Raw genomic sequence first — 23,568 nt, 5'->3', positions numbered from 1 at the left:
CTCACCGCCTGGGCGCCGCCACGGGCACCTTCAGCGGCCGGGCCAGGCCCACCACGGCCTCGTCCAGCCGCTGCAGGTGCCTGAGCACCCGGTCGGTGATCCGCCCGTAGCGGGAGACGCCCGGCAGTTCGGACTCCACCAGGGACGCGATGCTCGCGCCCGTCTCCACCTGCGCCGTGGACCGCTCGTCCGCGGCGCGCGCGGCGATCGCCGCGATGTTGTCCAGGATGCGCTGCCCGGCCCGGCGCAGCCGCGGGTCCGCCGCGATGGAGGGATGCGTGGGCAGCAGTTCGGCCATCGCGGCCAGGGAACGCGCGTGGTACGCGCAGGTCTCCAGCAGGGCGACGACGTACCGGGCGGTGTTGCGCCGCGTCCGCAACGGCGTGACCGGATGCGTCAGCGGCTGGGTGGCCGCCCGCAGGTCGGACAGCGCCTGGTCCAGATCCCGCGCCCGGTCCAGCAGTTCGTGCGGCGGCCCGCCGCTGAGCTGGTCGATCGCCGCCTCGGTGACCTCGGCGAGCCGGTCCAGCACCGTGCCGAGCAGGTCGTTCGTACGGCGGTCGGTGTGCACCGGCAGCACGAACGCGGCGGCGATGATCCCGCAGGCCGCCCCCAGCGCCGTCTCCTCCACCCGCAGCACCAGCACGGACAGGCTGTAGGTGTGCAGCAGCGTGTACAGCACGCCGAGGGCCGCCGTGACGAAGAACGACATCAGCGTGTACGACAGCGGTGCCGTGTAGAACATCGCGAACACGCACAGCAGCACCAGCGCGAACGCCGTCCAGGTGTGATGGCCGACGAGGCCCGCGAGGAGCAGTCCGGCCACGACGCCGAGCACCGTGCCCAGCAGCCGCCGGTAGCCCTTGACCAGGATCTCGCCCGTCGAGGCGGTGTTGATGAACACGATCCAGCAGGTCAGCACCGCCCAGTACCAGCGCTGCGCGGACAGGAACTCGCCGCCCACGATCGCCAGGGACGAGCCCACCGCGACCTGCACGGCGGCCCGCGTGGTGGGCCGCTGCCAGCCCGTGGCGGGGGCCTCGGCCGTCTCCTCGCCGGCGTCGATCGCCGCGTCCTCGGCGTCCAGCTCCTCACGGGAGCGGGCCGTCGACGGCGAGTCGTCCGACTCGTCCCGCGCCCCGCCGAGCGCGATCCGCAGCCCCAGCACCGCCCGCGCCGCCTCGCCGACGCCGCGGAAGACGTCCTGCACGGCGGGCGAGGCCTTCGGCAGGTTCTCCTCGTCCCGGTAGCCCAGCAGCCGGTTGCGCACCTGCGCCAGGCCGGCCCCCGTGTCGGCCGAGACGGGACGCAGCACCAGCATGCGCAGCGCCTGCAGGTCCCGGCGCAGGGTGGCGGTCGCCTCCTCCCGGACCGGCAGATGGCCGCCCTCCGGGACGGGCGCGCCGGGCAGATGCAGGGTGAGGGTGTCCGCCCGCTCGGCACTGCGCGCGGTCAGCAGCAGCAGGCCCAGGCGCTCGGCGGCGATCTCGGCGTCCGCGATGCGCCGCTGCACCAGCCGGGCCACGGCCTCGTCGTCGGTGCCGTCCTCCAGCCGGCCCTGGATCATCATGGCCGTCTCGTGCAGCCGCGCGGTCCCGTCCCGGACGTGGGCGAGGGCCCCGTCGATCTCCTCGGGACCGGCGTCGAGGAGCTCCAGCTGTGCCGTGACCAGCTGTGCCAGCCGGGCCCGGAAGGCCTCACGCAGCCGCGCCAGGATGCCCGCGGGCGTCTCGGGCACGAGTGCGAACCGCACCAGGGCGCTGCTCGCGAACGCCACCGCGACCACCCCGTACAGCTGCGGCAGGGCCGAGACGGTGGCGCCGACGAACAGGGACATGAAGTAGATCTGGAAGCCGATCAGCCCGAGCGCCGTGCCGCGGTCGCCGAACCGGCGGGCGTAGACGGCGCAGAAGATCAGCGCGACGAAGACGACGTCGCCGCCCACCCGGGAGTTCAGGACCGCCGCCAGCGTCAGTGAGGCCAGGGCCACGGGAAGGCCCAGCGCCAGCGTCACGGCCTGCCGCGACCGCTGCTTCTCCCGGATGGCGAAGGTGGAGACCATCGCCGCGATGGCGCCGGCCACCAGATGGCGTACGTCGGTCCCCAGCAGGCCGAGCACGGCGAGCGTGAGGGCGATGGCCCCCACCGTCCGCAGGCCGGCGGCAAGGCGCAGCAGGCCCGGGTCGTTGGCAGCGACGAGATCGCGCAGACGCGCCCGGACCGACCCCACCGCTGCCCTCACGCCGCCGTACTCACTCCCGCTTCACATCAAGATCCGTATCCAGCATGACACGGCTCGCCGGGAAGGCCGGCACCCGCCCTCAGATCTGTTCGGGACGCGTCCCCTCGACCTGGGCCCGCACCTGCTCCGGGCTCAGATAGGCGTCGGTGTACTCGAAGTCCTTGAGCTTGGCGGGCCTTCGGGCCTGGAAGCCGGTGCGGACGAAGTCGTCGCCCGCGACGGCGTTGAGCGTCCAGTTCGTCGCCACGCGGACCTTCGCCACATTGGTGCGCAGCGCCGCCCAGTGGTAGCCGCGGGCCGCGAACTGGGCGGGCAGACCGTGCAGTTCGATGCCGAGCGGCTTGGCGACGGCGTCCGTGCCGCCGAGATCGACGACGAGACCGAGGTCCTTGTGGTGGTACGGCTGCATCGGCCGGCCCCGCAGGGTGGCGATGATGTTGTCGGCGACCTGCGGGCCCTGCCGCATGGCGTGCTGTGCGGTGGGCGGGCAGATCGCGTCGTCGCCCTGGGCGAGGTCGGGCACCGCGGCGGAGTCGCCGAGCGCGAAGACCCCGTCCTGGCCCGGCAGGGTCATCTCCGCGGTGACCGCGAGCCGCCCGCGCATCGTTTCGGCGTCGAGCGTGGCGATGAGCGGGCTCGCGACGACACCCGCGGTCCAGATCAGCGTCCGCGTCGGCACCACCCGGCCGTCGGTGAAGGTGACCTCCTCGGGACCCGCCTTCTCGATGGAGACGCCCAGGGACACCTCGATGCCGCGCCGGGCCAGGATCTTCTGGGCGCTGCGGCCCAGCTTGTCGCCCAGCTCGGGCATCAGCTTCGGCGCGATGTCGATCAGATGCCACTTGATCAGGGACGGGTCGATGCGCGGATAGCGCTTGACGGCCGCGTGGGTGAGCTTCTGCAGACAGGCCGCGGTCTCGGTGCCGGCGTACCCGCCGCCGACGACCACGAACTGCAGCCGGGCGGCGCGCTCGGCCGGGTCCTGGCTGGCGTCGGCCAGGTCCAGCTGCGAGATGACGTGGTCGCGGATGTACGCGGCCTCGGCGAGGGTCTTCATGCCGAAGGCGTTGTCCGTCAGCCCCGGGATGTCGAAGGTGCGGGTGATGCTTCCGGGCGCCAGCACGATGTAGTCGTACGGCTCGTTGACGATCTGGTCGGTGATGGTGCGGATGACGCACACCTTCGCCTTCAGGTCGACGCCGATCGCCCCGCCCGGGATGATCCGGGTGCGGTACCGCTTGCTGCGGCGCAGGGAGACGGCGATCGACTGGGGCGTGAGCACCCCGGAGGCGACCTGGGGGAGCAGGGGCAGATAGAGCTGGTAGGCGAAGGGCGTCACCAGGGTGACGTCGGCCTCGTCCGGCGCGAGCTTGCGTTCCAGACGGCGGACGCACTCCACGCCGGCGAAGCCTGCGCCGACCACCAGGATCCTGGGTCGTGTCACGGTTCTTCATCCCTCTCTGCGGCTCCGGGCGGTCACTTCCAACGCCCTTCGCCTGCCCTGGATCTCTGCTTGCACCACATCGATCCCACCGTGCCCTGAGCCGTACCGCCAGCCGGGCGCGGCAGGCAGACGAACGCGTCGGGTCAACCCTGCCCCTCCGGAGGCCGAAACGCACCAGGTGAACGGTGAAGGAAATGGCCGGACCGCGCCTAGACGAAGCCCTCCGTGGTGTGGCACAGCAGCAGGCACACGTCGTCGTCGCGTTCGGAGTCGACGAGCAGGGGGTCGAGGATGCGGTCGGCGGAGCCGTCCAGATCCCGCTCGAGCTCGCCCGGGCGGAAGCCGCCGAGCGACGTGGCCAGGCGCGCTATGCCCGGATCGATCCCCGCCGCGCGGCGCTCGACCAGCCCGTCCGTGTAGAGGGCCAGCGTCGACCCGGGCGGCAGGTCCACGGTGTGGTCCTCGATCCGCTGGTGCAGCGGGATGCCCAGCATCGCGCCGGGCTTGGCGTCCAGAGTGTGCACCTGCCCGTCGGGGGTGCGCAGCAGCGGCGGCGGGTGTCCTGCGGCGGCCCAGGTGAGGGTGGGCCGCCCGGGCTGGAAACGGGCGATGACGGCGGTGGCGTACAGGTCGGGCTGGAGATGGTGCAGGAACGTGTGCAGCCGGGTCAGCAGGGTGCCGGGGCTGCCGCCGTCCACCGCGTACGCCCGCAGCGCGGTGCGCAGCTGGCTCATCATCACGGCCGCGTGCAAGCCGTGCCCGGTGACGTCCCCTATGACGGCGATCAGGGAGCCGTCGGGCTGGGGGAAGGCGTCGTACCAGTCGCCGCCGATGTTCAGCCCGTGAGTGGCCGGCAGATAGCGGGCGGCCAGGTTCAGGCCGGGCGTGGCGGGCAGGTCCGTGAGCAGGGCCCGCTGGAGCGTCTCGGCGATGTCGCGGTTGCGCTCGAAGCGCCGGGCGTTGTCGATCGCGATGCTGGCGCGCCGGGCGAACTCGATGAGCATGACCGCGTCGTCCGGCTCCCAGCGGTCGCCGGGCGGTGTCAGGGTCAGCACGCCCAGCGGCGCCCGCCGGGTCGGCAACGGCAGGCACAGCAGGGGCCGTTCGGGGTCGAGGGCCGAGGGCGGCTGGTCGTCGACGCCCGGCAGGTGCCCCGGCTCGCGGGCGGCGTACTGGGGCCGCCCGGTGCGGGCCGCGAGGACCGCGACGGCGGGGCGGGGCCCCGGAGGGCGCCGGTCGTCGTCGCCGTCGAAGAGCCAGACCTCGACGCTGCGGGCGTACTCCGGCACGAGCAGCTGCGGAAGGCGGCGCACGACCTCGTCGTGGTTGAGGGAGGAGGTCAGCGCGGCGCTGGCGTCGGCCAGGAAGGTCAGCCGCCGGCGGGCGCTCTCGGCCTCCTGACGGGCCCTGCGCTCGGCGGCGAAGGCCTTCTGCTGGGCCTGCCCGGCGGCGTCGAGCTCCGCGTGCAGCGCCAGCACACCCTGGTTGGTCTGGTGCAGTTCCTCCCGGTGGAAGGCGACCAGCCGCTCCTGCTCGGTGAGCTTGTCGAGCAGCAGGGCCGTGTCCTCGTCGGCGCCCATCAGGGATTCGGCCAGATCCGCCGGGCCCCCGGCCGCGGCCACGTCGTCGGCGACCGGCTGCCCGGCGCAGGGGACGGCGGTCCGCCACGGCGGATGCTCGGCGGGATCAGAGGAGGTGAGCGTGACGTGCAGCCGCGCCTGTTCGGCGGGGGCGGCGCTGACGTGCAGGGTGAGCCGCCAGGAGCCGCCTTTGGCCAGGCACTGCCGCAGCCGCGTGCTGAGTGCCGTCGTCAGACGGGTGCGTTCGAGCGGTGTCAGGCCGTACGCCGAGGCCATGCGGGCGGTGGCGATGCGGGCCCGGGCCGCGTCGGTGACGGTGTCGATCCGCCAGGTGCGCTTCATCGGCCCTCCCGCGGTGCCGGGGACAGGACGGCCACGGTGGTGTCGTCACGGGGCGGCCGGGCGGCGCTTCCGCTGTCGCGGAGGGTGACCGCGGCCATGACGGCCGGGTCGGCCGACAGCAGGTCCGGCGCCGACGGGGGCGTGCGCCGGCCGGGGAGACCGTCGCTGTGCAGGAGCAGCACCCGGTCCCCGCCCCAGCGCCGCAGCTGGTCGGTGAGGGTCCGGGGCCGGTGGACGCCGACGATGCCGGGGCGGGACAGCAGGCAGTGCCAGGCGCCGTCCTCCCACAGCCACGCGCTCGCGTTCCCGAGCCCGGCGAAGCGGAGCGTCCCGGCGGCGGTGTCGACCTGGGCGACGGCCACGGCCGCGCCCCGGGTGCCGCGCAGAGCGGTGTCCAGCCGGTCCAGCGACTCCGCCGGAGGCAGGTGGGCCGACTGCCGCAGCGCCTCGACCGCCGCGCTGGAGGCGTGGGCGGCCTGAGGGCCGTGTCCGAGACCGTCGGCGAGCATCAGCGTCACCCGGTCGCCGGATCCGACCGAGGTCCAGGCGTCGCCGGAGTGCGCGGCCCCGGCGTAGGGGAGGTTCACCCCACCGGCCCGCACCCCGCACGCCGTGGGCGCGGCGGCGGCCGTGCCGGTACCGACGCGGGCCAGCGCCACCGTGCCCCGGCCGGGCGTGCTGTGCACGGCGAAGGCGTCGGCGAGGCGCCGGCAGGTGCCCAGCCCCGCGCCCAGCGAACGGGCCGTCGTGAAGCCGTCGTCGAGGGCGGCCGGAACGTCGGTGATGCCGGGGCCGTGGTCCAGTGCGGCGATCTGGACGAACCGGGTCCGGTCGCCGCCCTCCACCGGGGCCGGGGGAGGGACGACGTCGATGAGCAGGCGTCCTCCGTCGGCGTGCTTGAGCAGGTTGGTGGCCAGCTCGGTGGCCACCAGTGCGGCGGCCGCCGTCCGGGCCTCGTCGAGTCCGGCCGCGAACGCGGCCTCCTCCACGGCCAGCCGGGCGTCGCGCAGCCGGGTGGAGTCGTGCACCGGAACGTCCCACACGTGTGGCATCACAGGCCTCCGTAGGGACGGGGCGGCGGAGTGACCCAGCAGACGACCGTGACCTTGGTGCCCGAGCCGGGTGTGCTGTCCACGGCGAACTCGTGCACCAGGCGCCGGGCGCCGCCCAGCCCCATGCCCAGTCCGCCACCGGAGGTGTAACCGTCGGTCAGCGCCCGGTCCAGGTCGGCGATGCCGGGCCCTTCGTCGGAGAAGACCAGCCGGAGGCCGTGCGCCTGTCCGCGCGTGACCGCCGCCGATTCCATGCGGCCGCCCCCGCCGTGCACGAGCGTGTTGCGGGCCAGTTCGCTGGCGGCGGTGACCAGCTTGGTCTGCGCCACCAGACCGAAGCCGAGCTGAGCGGCGGCCTGTCGTACATGCTGGCGCACCCAGGCCAGATCCATCTCCGACTGGATCGGCAGGCTCGCCTCGACGGCCGTGGAAGAGGGCATCAACCGAGCTCCTGGGACAACCTGCCGCGGCCGGCCGCCGGGTCGTGGTGCGTCAGCAGTTCCATGGCGGCCTCCGTGGTGAGGGCCGTGCGCAGCCCCGGCAGGGTCAGGCCCAGCTCCACCAGGGTGATCGCGACCGCCGGCCGCATGCCCGCCACCACCGTCCGGGCGGCCAGCAGCGAGGCGTTGGCCGCGATCTCGGCCAGCACCCGGCCGAGGAAGGAGTCGACGATCTCCACGCCGGAGATGTCGATCACCACTCCGGTCACGCCGCTGTTCGCGACGGCCTCGCAGATGTCCTGCTGGAGCTGCTGCGCGTCGCTGTCGTGCAGGTCGCCCTGGAGGGTGACCAGGAGTACCTCGCCCAGGCGGAGCACCGGCACATGGCTCGTGACGCCGTGCTGGAGTCGGTCGCTCATCGCGCCCCCGCACCGCCGGACGCCGGTGCGACGATGCCCACGCCCAGCTCGTGCAGCGCGTACGCCAGCGCGTCGGCGAGGCTGGCCCGGGTGACCACCGTGCCGAGATCCAGACCGAGATGGACGATGGTCTGGGCGATCGCCGGGCGGATGCCCGACACCACGCATTCCGCGCCCATCAGACGGGCGGCCGCCACCGTCTTCATCAGGTGCTGGGCCACCAGCGAGTCCACCGTCGGCACACCGGTGATGTCGAGGATGGCGAACCGCGCGTGCTGCTCGACGATGGCCTCCAGCAGGGTCTCCATCACCACCTGGCTGCGCGCGCTGTCGAGCGTCCCGATCAGGGGGACGGCCACGACGCCGTCCCACAGCCTGATCACCGGGGTCGCCACCTCCAGCAGCTGGAGCTGCTGCCGCTCGATGAGCGCCTGTCCCTCGGACAGCGCCGTGTCCAGGACGACCAGGCGCAGCGTCCCCATCAAGACGGTCAGCGCGGTCGCGTACTCCCGGACCTCGTCGGCCGGCAGGTCCGCGCACTCCTCGACGAGCAGACTCGCCACGGGCGGACGCAAGGCCTCCACCTCGCCCGACACCTGCGCCATGGAGGCCCCGGCACGCGAACGCGCGGCGGCCATGCGCGCCAGCTGCTCGCGTACGACGACGAAGCCGGTGGCGTCCGTGTCGTGCACGCGCTCCGACTCGGCCACCCGGGCCAGGGCTTCGGCGACCGCCCTGGCCGCCTCCACGGCCTCGTCCCGCGAGACCGTGAACACGCTGCGGAACAGGGGTTCGTCGGCCCAGCGCTGGGCGATGCGCTCGCTGTGGCGGTACAGGAACTCCGCGACCTGCCGAGCCGACGTTCCTTCACTTACTGCCGCTTGGTGTTCCGGCACCTGCTCTCTCCTCTTCCGAGTCGTCCGCGTTGCGTGGACCGGGGCGGCCGCTCGGGCGGCCGGGGCGACGCAAACCATTGCCGGGCGACAACTGTAACGAGCGTGTCTCGTTGCCGAAGCCCGGGTCTCACCTGCCCATCGGCTGCTTTCCGAACCAGTCCAGACAGACCACGAGTGCGTCGTCGTCCGGTTCCGGTCGGCCGCGATGGCCGCCGAGCTCCCGCAGGATCGCGGCCGGCACATCGGCCGCCGGCAGCAGCCGCGTGGCCGTGAAGGCCCTGGCCAGGGCGCGTTCCCCGTACTGCTCGCCGCCGGGAGCCGTGACCGCGTGGACCCCGTCGCTGACGAACAGCAGGCGGTCGCCCGGCCGCAGCCGCACCTCCTGTGCCGTGTAGTCGGTCTCCTCGAACATGCCGAGCGGGAGCTGGGGTTCGAGCCGGACGGTCGTCACCGCGCCGTCCCGCAGGCGCAGCATCCGCGGCGATCCCGCGTCGACGACCTGGAGGCGGCCGGAGGACAGCTCGAGGTCCACCAGCAGGACGGACAGGTACGCCCGGCCCCGGTACTGGGCGTACACCGCCTGGTCGGCCAGGGCGGCCTGGTCGGCGATGGGGATGCCGGCCCGTCGCGCGTTGCGCAGGGCGTTGATCCCGAGGCTGGTCAGCAGCGAGGCGTCGATGCCCTCGCCCATGCCGTCGGTGACGTACAGCAGCAGCCGGTCCGCCGACGCCGACCAGTCGAAGTTGTCGCCGAAGGTCGCGTAGGCGGGCTCCAGTTGGGCGCCGAGGGCATACTCAGGTCCGGCCGAGGACCGGGCCGGGAGCAGCTGCCACTGCATCTCCGCGGCGAGCGTGAGCCGGCCCGTGCGCCGGGCCGGCTCGTAGAAGTCGGTGTCGCGTTCGGCCGGCGGCACCTCGTGCCCCAGCATCCGGGCCAGCTCGGCCAGTTCCGTCAGGTCGTCCTCGGGGCGCGCGCCGGGCGGCAGTGTCACGCGGAGCACGCCCAGCCGGTCGCCGCGCGCGGTGACCGGCAGGTGCAGCCACGACCGGCCGTCGTCGTCCCGCATCACGAAGGGCTGCTGCGCCCCGAACGCCCGTCCCGCCGCGCTGCCGTGCACGGGCACCGCCTGCGCGGGGTCCGCGGGCGCGGAGACGGGCTGCAGCACCTTCAGCCCGTAGTCCACCATGAGGAACTCGGCGTTCTCGGCGCCGTAATGGCCGCACAGCACGTCACGGACGGTCGCCGCCAGGTGGTACGGAGCCGCGGTGCGCAGGGCGCGCCCGGCGGCCACGAGTCTGTTCACGTCGTCGGTCATGCCGTTCCGTGCGAGGGCGCGCCGCCGCGTGCGTACGGCCGCGACGAAGCCACCCGGTCCGTCCGGACCGCGTCCGGTCCCGTGCGCCGCGCACCCGGGCGGGCTGACAGCGACGGGCAAGCCTGAGAAGGTGTGCGGGTGACGATCTCGCACCCGCGCCCGGAGCCCCAGGAGGTGGCGCGTGTGACCTCCGAGGCGGCCGAACTGCTGGAGGTCCTGTGGGGCCGGGCCTCGACTGCACCGGTCTCCGCCTCCCAGCTGCGTGTCCTGTTCATCCTCGAGCACAACGAAGGCATCAATCTGCGGACGCTCGCGGACGCGCTGGGCTCGACCCCGCCGTCGACCAGCCGGCTGTGCGACCGGCTGCAGGCCGTGGGGTTCGTCGAGCGCAGGGCGGCGACCGCCAGCCGGCGGGAGCTGGAGCTGTACCTCAGCCGCCGCGGCCGGGCCTTCCTGACCGGTCTGCGCGGGCGCCGCGAAAGCGCGCTGCAGTCCGTCCTCGAACAGATGCCGACCGCCCAGCGGTCCGCCCTGCTGAAGGGGCTGGAGGCCTTCTGCGCCGCCGCGGCGGCGCAGATCCACGACGACGGCGAGTCCACCGCCGTCACCGCCTGACCCCGTCTCATCCCGATCTCTCCCGCCCACGTGCGAGCTCACTGTGTTGCCTGTGTCAACAGTTGTCAAACGGCAACGACTCTCAGGGCTGCGGCTGGTCGACCAGGGCAAGGGCCTCCTCCGTGCTCTCCGACACCGGCACCGTGAGGCTGACTCCGGTGAGGTCGAGAATCCGCCGCACGGCGGGGGTCGGCGAGATGATGTGCACACTGCCGGGCAGCACACGGGCCTCCTGGTAGACGCGCAGGATGATGTTCATCCCGGACGAGTCCATGAACGGCACCTCCGCGAGATCGAGCAGGAAGTGCCGGCGGCCGTGATGCAGCTGGTTGGCGAGATGGTGCTGGAACTCGGTCGCGGTGTCGGCGTCCAAGTAACCCTGCACCGTGATCAGGGCCACATCCTCACGGGGCAGGCTGACCTCGACGGACAGGGGGTTCTGGGCAACGGACACATCTACCTCCAACAACAGCGCTTAACGGCGAGCGGTGTGCACCGCGGAACCGCGGTTACCCCTGAACGCCCACGTCATGCCTCCCGACCACGAAGATGCCCCATGCGCGGTTCGACGCGTGGCTCCGCACATGACACGGTGGAGGTGCCCAGAGGCCGTTTGCGACGGCTACCACCCCCATGGAGAGGGGGCCCGAAACAATGGGCACTCGAATCGCAGTGAGCCCCGGCGGTCGCGCCGCGACCCTGACCGTGGACTCCGACATCGACGACCGCGCACGACCCGGCATCGAGAGCGCCGCGGCCCGCTTGCCGCTCACTGTCCGGCATCTCACACTCGACCTCGCCCGCGTCGACTTCGTGGACTCCTCGCTGCTCCACGTCCTGCGGACCGTCGACCTGTCCGTCAGCGGACGCGGCGGGCTGCTGCGGGTCCGCGGCCTGCGGCCCCAGCCGTCCAGGCTGCTCGAACTGGCCGCCGACCTGTGGCCCGGGGCCCGCTGGGAGGCCTACGCGGCCGCCGCCGGGTCGAACTGATTCCGCACCTGGACGCCGCCGGCCGGTCCCGCGTCCCCTTCCGGGTGGTTTGCACTTGGCCCCTTGCCGTTACGGTGTCACTCGGGGGAGAGTTGTCGGAAGGAAACAGTCCTCGTCCCGGAAGGCGGTGGGCGCGCCACCGCGTGCCTTGTTTGTGGACACATCCCAGCACGCTCTCGCAGGCCCGCGCGAAGCCCCTTCGGCCGAGGCCTGGGGCGCCGCGCCCTATCCCGTACTCGTCGCCGACCCCCAGGGCGGTGTCGTCGGCCTGAATCCGGCCGCCGCCGAACTGCTGCCGGCGGCCGCGGTCGGCACCCGTCTCGCGGACGTCGCGCCGGCCTGGATCGCCGGCGCCCACGAGCGGCTCACCCCCGGCCGGCCCACCCCGGACGACGCGACCGGCCCGGCCGCGCACGGCTGTCTCGGCGACCGCGTGTTCCAGGGCCGTCCCACCCGCACGGACGACGGCAACGTGGCGTGGTGGCTGGTCGACGACACCGACCGGCGCAAGGCCGAGGTCAGCCTCGACGAGGAGCGCCGGCGCACCGCCTTCCTGGCCGCCGCCTCCAGCGCGCTGCTCGCCTCACTGAACCTGGAACGGTGCATGGAGGTCACCGCCTCCCTCGCCGCCGAGCACCTCGCGGACGCCGCCGTCGTGGTCGCCCCGGCCAGAGGCGGCCGGATCCCCGTCACCCACTGCGGCACCGACGGCCGGATCGTCCACCGTCTGGTGGATGCCGAACCGACCGGCGTCCCGGGGCTCGGCGAGGCACTCCGCGGCTTCCCCCCGGTGCCCTCGCGCTGGATCGATCCTGCGGGCATCCCCGCCTGGCTGGTGCCCGAGGACCTGCCCGGTGTCGGCTCGGCCGTGGTCACCCCGCTGCCGGGGCACGGCGTGCCGGCGGGAGCGCTGATACTGCTGCGCACGGAAGACCGGCGGGCCTTCTCGGAGAGCGAGGAGATCTTCGCCCGGCTGTTCGCGGCCCGGGCCGGAGCGGCGATGTCGGCGGCCCGCATGTACGCGGAGCAGGCCGCCATCACCACCACCCTGATGCGCGACCTGCTGCCGCCCACACTGAGGGCCGTGCACGGCGTCGAGTACGCGGGGGCCTACCGGCCGTCCGCGGAGAGCGACCGCGTGGGCGGCGACTTCTACGACGTCCACCCCGGCGCCGACGCCGACCGGGAGACCATGGTCGCGCTCGGCGACGTGTGCGGAAAGGGCCTGGAAGCCGCCGTACTGACCGGGAAGATCCGCAACACGCTGCAGGCCCTGTTGCCGCTCGCCGGCGACCACCAGCGGCTGCTGGACCTGCTCAACGGCGCCCTGATCAACTCCCACCACACCCGGTTCGCGACCCTGCTGCTGGCCTCCGTGCGGCGCGTCGAGCGGACGGTGCATCTGCGGGTCACCAGCGGCGGCCACCCGCCGCCGCTCGTCGTGCGCGCCGACGGCCGGGTGGAGCGCGTGGAGACACGCGGCTCACTGGTCGGGGTCTTCTGGAACATCACCTCGACCACCGCCCATGTCGAACTCGCCCCGGGGGAGACCTGCCTGATGTTCACCGACGGCGTCACCGAGGCCCGCGGCGGCCCGCTCGGCGACGAGATGTTCGGCCACGACCGGGTCGAGGAAGCGCTCGCCCACTGCGCCGGCATGCCCGCCGAGGCCGTCGTGGACCATGTGCGGATGCTGGCCGAGCAGTGGGCCGGCCGCGGCCGGCACGACGACATGGCGCTGGTGGCCGTGACCGCCCCGCGCCACGCCCATCTGAGCGCGGTGGACGGCCACACCCGGGGAAGGTACACGGCATGACCGTTCACCACGCCACGCGTCCCGACCTCGACACCGTCCGCGACAGACTCTGGACGGCGGTGCGGGCCGGTGACGAGTACCAGGCCGGCGCCACCGTCCTCGACGCCGTCGGCTCCGGCCTCGATGCCGAAACGGTGCTGCTGGACGTGATAGGCGCCGTCCAGCTGCGCGTCGGTACGGAATGGGCGGCGAACCGGCTCACCGTGGCCGAGGAACACGCCGCCACGGCCATCCACGAACGGGTGGTGGCCGCCCTCGCCCACCACCCCGAGCACCGCGGTCCCGCCCCGACCCGGGCCCGGGTCACCGTGGCCTGCGTGGACGGGGAGTGGCACGCGCTGCCGGCCAGGCTGCTGGCCGAAGTCCTGCGCCGGCGCGGCTGGCAGGTCGACTTCCTCGGCGCGCAGGTGCCCACCCCCCACCTCATCGCCCATCTGCACCAGACGGGCTCCCGCGTCGTCGCCCTGTCCGCCACGCTCTCCCCGCACCTGCCCACGGCCCACGCGGCGATCACCGCCTGCCAGGCGGTCGGGGTGCCGGTCGTCGCGGGCGGCGCGGCCTTCGGGCCCGACGGGCGCCACGCCCGCGCCCTGGGCGCCGACGCCTGGGCGGCGCACGCCCGCGAGGCCGCCGAAGTCCTCGACCGGGGGCTCACCCGGCCGGATCTGCCGGCCGTCCGGCAGACCGTGGACGACCTGCCCCACCTGACCGACCAGGAGTACACCATGGTGGTCGGCACCCGGCGGGAGCTGCTCAAGGAGACCCTCGTAGGGCTGGAGGACCGCTTCCCGCCGATGCGCGCCTACAGTGATCGGCAGCGGCAGCGCACGGCCGAGGACATCGGCCACATCCTCGACCACCTCGCGGCGGCCCTGTACGTGGCCGACGAGGACCTCTTCCGCGACTTCATCGCCTGGACCGCCGACGTGCTGACGGCCCGTGACGTGCCCGCCCGGTCACTGGACCCGGCGCTCGAACTCCTCGCGCAACGGCTCCAGGACTTCCCTCGCGCGACGCGCATTCTCGCCTCGGCACGGGAAACACTCGCCACACACTCGCCGGAACCGAGGAAGCCAGGAGACGGACAGCACGTATGACGAACCCTCACCCACCGCTGTTCGGCCTCCAGGTCGACCATGATCCGGACGGCGCGGTGGTGCGCGTCGAAGGCGACCTCGACTACGAGACCCATCGTGAACTCGTGGACGCGGTCACGCCGTTGCTCACCACCGGCGACTCGGCGCGGGACCGGAGCGCCGACCTGGTGCGCCTGAACTTCGCCGGCCTGCGCTGCCTGGACTCCTCCGGCCTGTCCGCCCTTCTGCTGCTCAGGCGCCGTGCCGACGAGGCGGGCGTCCGGCTCGTCCTCGAGGAGCGCCCCGTCGCCCTGGAGCGCGTCCTTGAGATGACCGGCACGCTCGGCCATCTCACCGCCCCCGAGCAGGCCTCCGGCGGCCAGGGACGGCCGGGGACGGGCTGAGCGGGGCGCCCGTGGAAAGTCGTACCGAATGTGATCGGGCGAGCCGGGTAACTGCTGCTGTGAAGCAAGCGGCGGCGACTCGTCACCGATTCTGGAAGGAGCAGCGTGACCATGGATCCGGCATGCCCGGAGAGCGTCGGCCCCCACGAGGGGTCCGCGCCGACAGACTCCCTCACCTCCTGAGCCGGAGGTGAACCGTATGTCCGACGATCAGAGACCTGCCGTCGTCCAGCACCGTGTACGAGAGGGAGACAAGGACGTCACCGTGGTGAGCGTGCACGGGGACGTCGACATCGACAGCGCCCCGCGGCTCGCGGAGGCGCTGAGCGACGCGAAGCGGGCCTCGTCCGCGCGCACCGTCGTCGACCTCTCGGCCACCGAGTTCGCCGATTCCGCCATCCTGCACGTGCTGCTGGAGGCACAGCAGGCCCACCTGGCGGGTGGCAGGCCGCTGGTGGTGGCGGGACCGTTGAACGAAAGCATCGAAAGGCTGTTTGAAGTGACAGGCACCGCGAGGTTCTTCGTCCTCGCCCCGGACGTCCGGTCGGCTGTGGAGATGCCCTGGGCAGTGACGGAGCGGTGAGCCGGTCCGACCAGACGGCCGAGGAGAACGGCGGCATGCCCCGCGGGACACTGGCCACACCGCACGTGACGACCGCGGCCGAGGCACGTGAGTACGCCCGGTCGATGGTGCGGCAGCGGTGGGACACGGCATCGCGGACGGCGCGCGAAGAGGATGTCGTCGACCTGCTCCTCGTCGTGTCCGAGCTGGTCACCAACGCCATCCGGCACGGTGACGGGCTGGCGGCCTTCGAGGTCGCCCTCACCCCCGACGGGGTGCGGCTCGCCGTGCACGACAACAGCGACGACATCCCGGACGTCGCGTACGGCTCCGGGGCCCTGCCGGTGAGCCACCACGGGAACGGCTACGGCTGGCCGCTCATCATCCGCCTGGCGCGCGAGATCGTCATCGACCGGCGCGGCGGAGGAGGCAAGACGATCAGCGTCCTGGTGCCCCTGCGCGCCACGCCGTGACCGCCCTCACCAGGGCAGGAAGACGTGAATGTCCTTCCCCGCGTCGTTGGTGACGACGCTGACCTGGCTGCACAGCGCGTGCACCAGGTGCCAGCCGACCCCGCCGCTTCCGTCCCGGTGGAACGGACGCGGGGCCGGAGGGGTGCTGCTCGTGTCGTGAACGACGAGATGCACCCCGTCGAAGGTCGGGCGCAGCCGGATCTCGATGGGTCCGGGAGCGTACTGGACCGCGTTCGCCGTGAGTTCCGTGACGACCAGCAGTATGTCGTCCCAGTGCTCCGGGGCGGTCGGTGGTGTGACCTGGGCGAGATCGTCGAGGAACTGCTCCGCGTCGAGACGGGCGTCCGTCACATTGTGGAGCTCGCCCGGGTAGCGTGCGACCCGCTCCGGCATGTTGCCGGAGACCGGACTTCCTTGCCAACGGTGATCGGTTGCCATCTCGCCTTCCCGCTCGGCGGTCACGTCACAGCCCCGCCCCTTTGTCCCTGTCGTTTCCTGGTTCCCGAGTGCGCGAGGGCTACGCGTCCCGAAACCGGCGGGCGTGACGAACACCGTACGTCACGGCCGCTCATCGGAACACGTCGTCGGACTCGTCCCAGCTCGACAGCTCGTCCGGCACGGTCTGCCGCGCCGTTCGCGAGCGGGCCTGGTACATGGCGTCGATCTCGAACGCGTAATGCCGCACGATGGCGTCCCGGCGCAGCTTCATGGACGGGGTCATCAGTCCGTTGGCCATGTCGAACTGGTCCGGCAGCACCCGGAAGACCCGGATCGACTCCGAGCGCGAGACGGCGCTGTTGGCGGCGGCCACGGCCCGGCCGATCTCCTCACGCAGCGCGTTCTCCTCACGGGCCTGGTGGCTCGGCATGCCGCTCTGCAGCGACAGAGAGCCGCGCCAGTAGGCCAGGAACTTCGGATCCAGGGTGATCAGCGCCCCCACGCAGGGCCGGTTGTCGCCGACGACGACGGCCTGGTGGATCAGCGGATGCATCCTCAGCCGCTGCTCTAGGGCGGCCGGCGCGACGTTCTTGCCGCTGCTGGTGACGATGATGTCCTTCTTGCGGCCGGTGATCGTCAGGTAACCCTCCGAGTCGAGCCGCCCGAGGTCGCCGGTGGCCAGCCAGCCGCCGCGCAGCACGGACCGGGTCGCCGCCTCGGCGTTGATGTACCCCTGGAACACCGACGGCCCGCGCACCAGGATCTCGCCGTCGTCGGCGACGATGATGTCGGTGCCCGGCACGGCCTGGCCGACGGTCCCCGACATCTCCCGGCCCAGTGGCTGCGCGGTGACGCCGCCGGCCGCCTCGGTGAGGCCGTACCCGTCGTTGACGTAGATGCCGATGCCCTCGTAGAAGAGGGAGAGCTCGCGGCTGAGGGAGGAGCCGCCGGAGGTGGCCCGCTGCACCCGGCCGCCGAGGGCGGCGCGCAGCTTGCGGTACACCGTCCGCTCGAACAGGGCGTGCTGCAGCCGCAGGTCGAACCCGGGGCCGGAACCGCCGCCCAGCCGCTGCCGCTCCAGCGCCGCGGCGAAGTCCCGGGCCGTGTCCGCGGCCCGCTCGAACAGCGCCCCGCGCCCCGCCTCCTGGGCGGCGCGCAGGAAGTTCTTGTAGATCTTCTCCAGCAGGGAGGGGACGGCGCACAGATACGACGGCCGGAAGGTGCGCAGGGACGCGGCCAGGGCCTCCTCGCTCATGTCCGGCTCGTGCGCCATCAGCATCCCGCCGCGCACGCACAGGGTCTGCACCAGCAGGCCGTAGACGTGCGAGAAGGGCAGGAAGGCCAGCACCGACGCCTGCCGCTCGCCCGGCGGAATCACGGTGTGGCCCCAGCCGGTCAGCAGCGTGTCGCAGGCGCTCGCGAGGTTCCGGTGGCTCAGGGCGCAGCCCAGGGCCCGGCCCGTGGTGCCGGAGGTGTAGCTGATGGCTGCCGTGGAGTCCGGCAGCACGATGCGCCGCAGCGACTCGACGGTGGCCAGCGGGATGAGCCGCCCCCGCGCGACGAGGTCGTCCATGGCCCCGGCGTCCAGCTGCCAGACGTGACGCAGCCGCGGCAGCGCACCGCACACCGAGCCGACGGTCATCACCGCCTGCTCGTCCTCGACCACGACGGCCACACAGCCGGCGTCCCGGAGGACCCACTCCACCTGCTCGCGCGAGGACGTCGGATACAACGGCACGACCTCGGCGCCCAGCGTCCACAGCGCGTGACTGAGCACCGTCCACTCGTAACGGGTCCGCGCCATGATCGCGACGCGGTGGCCCGGCGAGATCCCGGACGCCACCAGCCCTTTGGCCAGATCCACGACCTGGTCGCGCACCTCCACGGCGCTCACCTCCTCCCATGTGGGGGAGGCGGGGTCGGCCCGGCGGGCGAGAAGCGGAAGAGTGGGGTCGAGGGCCGCCGTGTCGAAGATGCTGTCGGCCAGCCCGCCGGTCAGGGGGGAAACGGTGGGGGGAGCGAGGGCGACGTCGCGCATGCGCTGCTCCTGAGCTGTACGGAGGGTGACCATGCCGACGGGTTCCGTTGTCGGCGGTGCTCGAATCTAGCCCAGGTGCGTGCGGATGGTGACCGGAACGTGCGAAGTTGCGGACCCGTGATGATCTGCTGGCGATCCGGGGACTCGGCGGGCATGCGTTACGTCAATCCCGATCCGGAACCCGAACGCGCCACAGGCCTGGAGCCGGGCGGGGGAGTGCCGCCCGGTGAGACCCCGCCCGCGGAGAGCAGCATGCCCGAGGCGGGGCCCCGCGAGACGCACAACCCGACCAAGGGCTGGGCGAAGGGACCCCTGACGCTGATCATCGCTCTCGTCGTGCTGGTCGCCGCGTTCCTCCTCGGGTACGCGCTGGTCCTGATCTTCTGAGCACGCCGCGCGGCCTCACTCCTGGGTGAGGCGTGCGCAGGTGGTCACGACCTCGCGCAGACTCCCGGTCCGCTCCAGCAGCTCGCGCTGGATCCGCGCACCGGTCCCGCCGTCCAGGAGCGTGTCGCACGCCGCGCGCGCCCGCTCCAGGTCACCGCTCTCCCCGAGCGCCTCCTCGACGTGCTGCAACAGCCCCGCCACCACGGTCTCGGCGGGCAGCCGGCGCATCGTCGAGGGATGCAGCAGTTCCTCCCCCAGGCCGGAGCGCGCGGCCCGCCAGGCCGCCAGCCGCATCAGGCTCACACTGTGGCCCACCGGCGCCCGACCGGCCCGCCACTCCCGCGCGGCCGTCTCCACCAGTCCTCGCGCCAGCATGGCGATCAGTACGGCCGTCTCCGCCCGCAGGCAGACGTCCGCCACCCGGATCTCCACCGTCGGGTAGCGCTGGGAGAGCCGGGCGTCGAAGTAGACCATGCCCTCGTCGAGGATCACCCCGCTCGCGACCATGTCCGCCACCCGCCGGTGGTAGCGCTCGGCGGAGCCGAACACCTCCGTCGGCCCGGCCGACGGCCAGCGCGACCACACCCGGCTGCGGTAGCTGGCGTAACACGAGTCCTTGCCCTGCCAGAACGGCGAGTTGGAGCTCAGCGCCGCCAGCACCGACAGCCACGGCCGGATCCGGTCCAGGACCGCGACGCCCTCCGCGTCGGACTCGACCGCCACATGTACGTGACAGCCCAGCACCAGCTGCTCCTGAACCGCGATGCCGTACTGCTCCGCCATCCACTGGTAGCGGCTGCCCCGCCCGACGGACGGGCTGACGGGCAGCGGCGAGGAGGCCAGCGCCGCCACCGTGCACCCGATCTCCCCGGCGTGCCGGGCCGCCTCCCGGCGGCACCGGACGATCTCGTCGCCGAGGTCCTTCATGTCGGCCTGCGGATGCGTGGCGAACTCCAGCATCTGGCCGTACAGCTCCTTCTCGAACACACCCTCGCCCGTGCCGCTGTGCTCGGCACGGGCGAGGACGGCGCCGGACAGCGCCTTGGGTTCACCCGTCTCCGGGCCCACCAGGAGGAGTTCCTCCTCCACTCCGACAGTGCGCACCTGAACTGCCTCCGGGACATCGCGGGGTCTACGACGTCCCCGGGTACCCCCTGACGGTCACGCCAAGGGGGCCAGCCAGACCGTCGCCAGCGGCGGCAGGGTCAGGGTGATCCTTCCGTCCTCCGGCTTGAGGTCGTCGGCGTTCGTGACATCACCGCCGCCGTAGCACGCGGCGTCCGTGTTGAGGACCTCCCGCCAGACGGGCACCTCGTCGGGGACGCCGAGTGCGTAGTCGTGCCGGACGACCGGCGAGAAGTTGGAGACGGCCAGCAGGGGGCTGCCGCCGGCGTCGAACCGCAGGAACGCGAAGACGTTGTCCTCGGCCGCGTCCCCCAGCACCCACCGGAAGCCCGCCGGATCGGTGTCCCGCTGCCACAGCGCCGGCGTGCGCCGGTAGTGACGGTTGAGGTCGCGGACCAGGTCCCGCACCCCGCGGTGGTCGCCCTCGGCGCAGTAGTCGGCGTCGAGCAGCCACCACTCGGGCCCGTGCGCCTCCGACCACTCCGCTCCCTGCGCGAACTCCTGCCCCATGAAGAGGAGTTGCTTGCCCGGGTGGGCCCACATGAAGCCCAGATAGGCGCGGTGGTTGGCGCGCCGCTGCCACCAGTCGCCGGGCATCTTCGACACCAGGGCCTGCTTGCCGTGCACGACCTCGTCGTGCGAGATCGGCAGCACGTAGTTCTCGCTGTAGGCGTACACCATCGAGAACGTCATCTCGTTGTGGTGGTACTTGCGGTGCACCGGCTCTTTGCTCATGTACTGCAGCGAGTCGTGCATCCAGCCCATGTTCCACTTCAGGCCGAACCCCAGACCGCCGCTGTCGGTCGGCCGTGTCACGCCGTCCCAGGCGGTCGACTCCTCCGCGATGGTCACGACCCCGGGGTTGCGCCGGTACACGGTGGCGTTCATCTCCCGCAGGAAGTCCGCCGCCGCCAGATCCTCGCGCCCGCCGAAGACGTTCGGTTCCCACTGGCCGGAGTCCCGCGAGTAGTCCAGGTAGAGCATGGAGGCAACGGCGTCCACGCGCAGACCGTCGACGTGGAACTCCTCGCACCAGTACGTCGCGTTCGCGACGAGGAAGTTGCGCACCTCGGTGCGCGCGTAGTCGAACTCGTACGTCCCCCAGTCCGGGTGCTCGGCCCGGCGGGAGTCCCCGGGCTCGTACAGCGGGTCGCCGTCGAAGCGCGCCAACGCCCAGTCGTCCTTGGGGAAGTGGGCCGGCACCCAGTCCACGATCACGCCGATGCCGGCCTGGTGCAGGGCGTCCACCAGGTACTTGAAGTCGTCGGGCGTGCCCAGCCGCGAGGTCGGCGCGTAGAACCCGGTGACCTGGTAGCCCCAGGAACCGGCGAACGGGTGCTGGGCGACGGGCATGAACTCCACGTGCGTGAAGCCGAGGTCCCGGACGTACGACGGCAGCTCCTCGGCCAGCTGACGGTAGGTCAGGCCCGGCCGCCAGGAGGGGAGGTGGACCTCGTACACCGAGAAGGGCGCCTCGTGCACCGGGACGTCACCGCGGTGCGCCATCCACTTCGCGTCACCCCACTTGTGGTGGGAGGCGTGCACGATCGACGCCGTGTCCGGCGGCACCTCCGCACACCGCGCCATCGGATCGGCCTTGAGGAAGCGGTGGCCGTGCCGGGAGGTGATCTCGAACTTGTAGCGCGCGCCCTCACCGATGCCGGGCACGAACAGCTCCCAGACACCCGAGGAACCCAGTGAGCGCATCGGCAGGGCCGTACCGTCCCAGCAGGTGAAGTCACCGGCGACACGCACGCCTTGGGCGTTGGGGGCCCACACCGTGAACCTGGTGCCGGTCACGCCCTCGTGGGTCATCGGCTCGGCGCCGAGCGCCTTCCAGAGCTGCTCGTGCCGTCCCTCGGCGATCAGATGCAGGTCCAGTTCGCCGAGGGCGGGCAGGAAGCGGTACGGATCGGCCGTCTGGTGCTCCCCGTCCTCGTAGGCCACCGCCAGCTTGTACTTGCGCGGGATCGACTTCAGGGGGAGCACGCCGGAGAACAGACCGTCGCCCTCCGACGTCAGCCGGTGGCGCTTCCTGCCGATCACGACGCTCACGGCGCGGGCGTAGGGCCGCAGGGTCCGGAACGCGATGCCTCCGGGGACCGGATGGGCGCCGAGCAGCGCGTGCGGATCGTGGTGGCGGCCGGACAGCAGCCGCTCGCGGTCCCCGTCGTCCATCGGCGGGGCGGCCCCGGACAGGGCAGGGCCGGAGGGCTCGGGAAGCGAGGTCTCGCGCAGAGCCATGGGGTCAGCCTCCTCTTACGGCGAGACGCTCGATCGCCGCCATCGGTACGGGTAGCCAGTCGGGTCGGTGCCGTGCCTCGTAGAGCACCTCGTACACTGCCCGGTCGGTCTCATAGGCACGCAGCAGGCCGTGCTTCTTGCGCGGGTCCCAGCCGGCCCGGTCGGCGTAGCCCGCGCAGTACGCCTCCCGGCAGCGGCGCGCCCACTCCGGGCGCCAGGGGCGGCGCTGCCGGGCCGCGTAGTCGAAGGAGCGCAGCATCCCGGCGATGTCCCGCACCGGGGACTGGGCGACGCGCCGCTCGGCGAGGGGCCGGGACGGCTCGCCCTCGAAATCGATGACGAACCACTCCCGGCCGGCCCGCAGGACCTGACCGAGGTGCAGGTCGCCGTGGACGCGCTGGGCGGGCGGCCCGGGGTCGCAGGCGACCAGGGCGCCGAACGCGGTGCGCAGCCCGGGGACGTACGGGCGCAGCGCGGGGACGGCGTGGGCGGCGGCGTCCAGGCGCTCGGACATCGCCGCGGCCGTGCGCGCCCCCTCGTCATGCGTGCCGGTGGGAAAGGCGGCGCTCAGCGCCAGGTGCACCTCTGCCGTCGCCCGGCCCAGCTCGCGGGCCTGCGCGGCGAAGTCGTCGCCCGTGGCCAGCGCGCGCAGCGCCAGCGTCCAGCCGTCGGAGGCACTGCGCAGGAAGGGCTGCAGCACTCCCAGCGTCGCCTCGTGCGGATAGGTCGTCCGGAACCACGCCACCGGCGCCGGCACCCGCCGGCAGCCCTCGTCGGCCAGCGCGACCGGCACCTCCAGGTCGGGATTGACGCCCGGCTGGATGCGCCGGAAGACCTTGAGGATGAACTCCTCGCCGTACACCAGCGACGAGTTGGACTGCTCGGCCTCCAGGACCCGCGGAACCAGCCCGGCGGGCACCGGCATGGAGGGCGCCGCCTCGAAGAGCAGCGGGCCCGACCTGCCGGGACACCGCAGCCGCTCCAGCAGCAGCTGGGCCGACCGGGGGTCCTGAAGGGCGTCGTACACCGTCAGGCCGGCCAGCGGACCGGTCTCGGCCCTGCCGATCAGGGCCCGGCCCAGGCGCGGCGAGACATGCTCCCGTACGCCGAGCAGCAGCTGGTAGCAGTCCGGTCCGGCCTGCACCAGCAGATGCAGACAGCCCGGGAACACCTCGGTCAGGGACAGCAGGTCGAGTTCCGTGACCGGCCGGTCCTTGCCCGCGAACCAGCGCTGCCTGGGCAGCCACTCGCGCAGCAGCCCGTCGAGCGAGGCCATGGGATCGGTGACGACGGCCTGTCTCGGACTCAGTGATGCGGTCTTCGGCATGGTGACGCGTCCTTTCCTCGGCGCACGTTCAAAGGCGTCGGCCGATGCGGGATGCGACTCGGGAGAGCCGGAACCAGTAGAAGCCGTGGCCTGCGAGGGTCAGCAGGTAGGGGAGTTCGCCGATGGCGGGGAAGCGCACGCCGCCGATGAGCTCCACCGGATGCCGCCCGTCGAACTCGCGCAGATCGAGCTCGGTGGGCTGGGCGAACCGGGAGAAATTGTGCACGCACAGCACGAGATCGTCCTTGTACTCGCGCAGGAACGCCAGCACCGCCGGGTTGGAGGACTGCAGTTCGGTGAAGGTGCCCAGTCCGAACGCGGGGTTCTGCTTGCGGATCTCGAT

23 protein-coding genes are annotated in these 23,568 nt (G+C 72.6%); 8 read left to right on the top strand and 15 right to left on the bottom strand.

Translation table 11 applies throughout. From position 1 onward, the window contains the following. Position 1: 1 nt before the first annotated feature. The 8 genes from M8J74_RS17675 to M8J74_RS17640 form a co-directional block, all read right to left on the bottom strand. The gene (locus tag M8J74_RS17675) at positions 2–2,242 is read right to left on the bottom strand and encodes an FUSC family protein (protein ID WP_249837339.1); all 2,241 of its coding nucleotides are present in this window, start codon (positions 2,240–2,242) and stop codon (positions 2–4) included. A 79-nt stretch (positions 2,243–2,321) separates the two neighbouring features. Further along, complete coding sequence (locus M8J74_RS17670; protein WP_249837338.1) at positions 2,322–3,686, bottom strand: NAD(P)/FAD-dependent oxidoreductase; 1,365 nt, start codon at positions 3,684–3,686, stop codon at positions 2,322–2,324. Positions 3,687–3,895: 209 nt separating this feature from the next. After that, positions 3,896–5,608, bottom strand: a complete 1,713-nt coding sequence (locus M8J74_RS17665; RefSeq protein ID WP_249837337.1) for a PP2C family protein-serine/threonine phosphatase — start codon at positions 5,606–5,608, stop codon at positions 3,896–3,898. Next, positions 5,605–6,660 (bottom strand): SpoIIE family protein phosphatase, encoded by a 1,056-nt coding sequence (locus M8J74_RS17660; protein WP_249837336.1) that lies wholly within the window; start codon positions 6,658–6,660, stop codon positions 5,605–5,607. The genes M8J74_RS17665 and M8J74_RS17660 overlap by 4 nt, the downstream gene beginning before the upstream one ends. Beyond that, positions 6,660–7,100, bottom strand: coding sequence for an anti-sigma regulatory factor (locus M8J74_RS17655; protein ID WP_249837335.1), 441 nt, complete (start codon positions 7,098–7,100; stop codon positions 6,660–6,662). Before M8J74_RS17655 ends, M8J74_RS17660 begins: the two co-directional genes overlap by 1 nt. Next, positions 7,100–7,519, bottom strand: coding sequence for an STAS domain-containing protein (locus M8J74_RS17650; protein ID WP_249837334.1), 420 nt, complete (start codon positions 7,517–7,519; stop codon positions 7,100–7,102). The genes M8J74_RS17655 and M8J74_RS17650 overlap by 1 nt, the downstream gene beginning before the upstream one ends. Further along, positions 7,516–8,415, bottom strand: a complete 900-nt coding sequence (locus M8J74_RS17645) for an STAS domain-containing protein (RefSeq protein ID WP_058927345.1) — start codon at positions 8,413–8,415, stop codon at positions 7,516–7,518. Before M8J74_RS17645 ends, M8J74_RS17650 begins: the two co-directional genes overlap by 4 nt. Before the next feature lie 127 nt (positions 8,416–8,542). Continuing rightward, positions 8,543–9,730: a PP2C family protein-serine/threonine phosphatase gene (locus M8J74_RS17640; RefSeq protein WP_249837333.1), complete on the bottom strand. Its 1,188-nt coding sequence runs from the start codon at positions 9,728–9,730 to the stop codon at positions 8,543–8,545. Between the two features lie 132 nt (positions 9,731–9,862). On the opposite strand from M8J74_RS17640, the gene M8J74_RS17635 reads away from it, so the two are divergent. After that, the gene (locus tag M8J74_RS17635) at positions 9,863–10,345 is read left to right on the top strand and encodes a MarR family winged helix-turn-helix transcriptional regulator (protein ID WP_249837332.1); all 483 of its coding nucleotides are present in this window, start codon (positions 9,863–9,865) and stop codon (positions 10,343–10,345) included. 82 nt (positions 10,346–10,427) lie between these two features. Here the strand turns inward: M8J74_RS17635 and M8J74_RS17630 are convergent, their stop codons facing one another. Further along, on the bottom strand, positions 10,428–10,799 hold the full coding sequence (locus M8J74_RS17630) for an STAS domain-containing protein (protein WP_249837331.1): 372 nt from the start codon (positions 10,797–10,799) through the stop codon (positions 10,428–10,430). Positions 10,800–10,999: 200 nt separating this feature from the next. Here M8J74_RS17630 and M8J74_RS17625 point away from each other — a divergent pair, with 200 nt between their 5' ends. The 6 genes from M8J74_RS17625 (at position 11,000) to M8J74_RS17600 (ending at position 15,666) form a co-directional block, all read left to right on the top strand. After that, complete coding sequence (locus M8J74_RS17625; protein ID WP_249837330.1) at positions 11,000–11,335, top strand: STAS domain-containing protein; 336 nt, start codon at positions 11,000–11,002, stop codon at positions 11,333–11,335. A 154-nt stretch (positions 11,336–11,489) separates the two neighbouring features. Then, positions 11,490–13,151 carry a PP2C family protein-serine/threonine phosphatase gene (locus tag M8J74_RS17620; protein ID WP_249837329.1) on the top strand — a complete coding sequence of 554 codons (1,662 nt, stop codon included), beginning with the start codon at positions 11,490–11,492 and terminating at the stop codon, positions 13,149–13,151. Next, on the top strand, positions 13,148–14,248 hold the full coding sequence (locus M8J74_RS17615; protein WP_249837328.1) for a cobalamin B12-binding domain-containing protein: 1,101 nt from the start codon (positions 13,148–13,150) through the stop codon (positions 14,246–14,248). Before M8J74_RS17620 ends, M8J74_RS17615 begins: the two co-directional genes overlap by 4 nt. Then, a complete protein-coding gene (locus M8J74_RS17610; protein WP_249837327.1) occupies positions 14,245–14,631 on the top strand; it encodes an STAS domain-containing protein in 387 nt (128 codons plus the stop codon). The genes M8J74_RS17615 and M8J74_RS17610 overlap by 4 nt, the downstream gene beginning before the upstream one ends. 199 nt (positions 14,632–14,830) lie before the next feature. After that, positions 14,831–15,214, top strand: coding sequence for an STAS domain-containing protein (locus M8J74_RS17605; protein WP_249837326.1), 384 nt, complete (start codon positions 14,831–14,833; stop codon positions 15,212–15,214). Between the two features lie 35 nt (positions 15,215–15,249). Continuing rightward, the gene (locus M8J74_RS17600; RefSeq protein ID WP_249837426.1) at positions 15,250–15,666 is read left to right on the top strand and encodes an ATP-binding protein; all 417 of its coding nucleotides are present in this window, start codon (positions 15,250–15,252) and stop codon (positions 15,664–15,666) included. Between the two features lie 6 nt (positions 15,667–15,672). On the opposite strand, the gene M8J74_RS17595 is transcribed toward M8J74_RS17600, so the two are convergent. Next, positions 15,673–16,104 (bottom strand): ATP-binding protein, encoded by a 432-nt coding sequence (locus M8J74_RS17595; protein WP_249837325.1) that lies wholly within the window; start codon positions 16,102–16,104, stop codon positions 15,673–15,675. Positions 16,105–16,234: 130 nt separating this feature from the next. Then, a complete protein-coding gene (locus M8J74_RS17590) occupies positions 16,235–18,142 on the bottom strand; it encodes an AMP-dependent synthetase/ligase (protein ID WP_249837324.1) in 1,908 nt (635 codons plus the stop codon). A gap of 153 nt (positions 18,143–18,295) precedes the next feature. Between M8J74_RS17590 and M8J74_RS17585 the strand changes: the two genes are divergently transcribed. Further along, on the top strand, positions 18,296–18,529 hold the full coding sequence (locus M8J74_RS17585) for a DUF6480 family protein (protein WP_249837323.1): 234 nt from the start codon (positions 18,296–18,298) through the stop codon (positions 18,527–18,529). 15 nt (positions 18,530–18,544) lie between these two features. On the opposite strand, the gene M8J74_RS17580 is transcribed toward M8J74_RS17585, so the two are convergent. The 4 genes from M8J74_RS17580 to M8J74_RS17565 all read right to left on the bottom strand — a co-directional run. Then, entirely contained in the window at positions 18,545–19,633 is a 1,089-nt protein-coding gene (locus tag M8J74_RS17580; RefSeq protein ID WP_249837322.1) for a glutamate--cysteine ligase 2, read from the bottom strand. Positions 19,634–19,690: 57 nt separating this feature from the next. After that, positions 19,691–21,898: a 1,4-alpha-glucan branching enzyme gene (gene glgB / locus M8J74_RS17575; RefSeq protein ID WP_249837321.1), complete on the bottom strand. Its 2,208-nt coding sequence runs from the start codon at positions 21,896–21,898 to the stop codon at positions 19,691–19,693. A gap of 4 nt (positions 21,899–21,902) precedes the next feature. Continuing rightward, on the bottom strand, positions 21,903–23,225 hold the full coding sequence (locus M8J74_RS17570) for a maltokinase N-terminal cap-like domain-containing protein (protein ID WP_249837320.1): 1,323 nt from the start codon (positions 23,223–23,225) through the stop codon (positions 21,903–21,905). A gap of 28 nt (positions 23,226–23,253) precedes the next feature. Then, positions 23,254–23,568: alpha-glucosidase C-terminal domain-containing protein (locus M8J74_RS17565; RefSeq protein ID WP_249837319.1), on the bottom strand; the 315-nt coding region annotated here is incomplete at its 5' end.

The organism is Streptomyces panaciradicis (assembly GCF_023516615.1).
GTDB classification, from domain to species: Bacteria; Actinomycetota; Actinomycetes; order Streptomycetales; family Streptomycetaceae; genus Streptomyces; species Streptomyces panaciradicis.
Note: the sequence above shows the minus strand (reverse complement) of the source record. Positions and strands in the feature narration are given on the sequence as shown.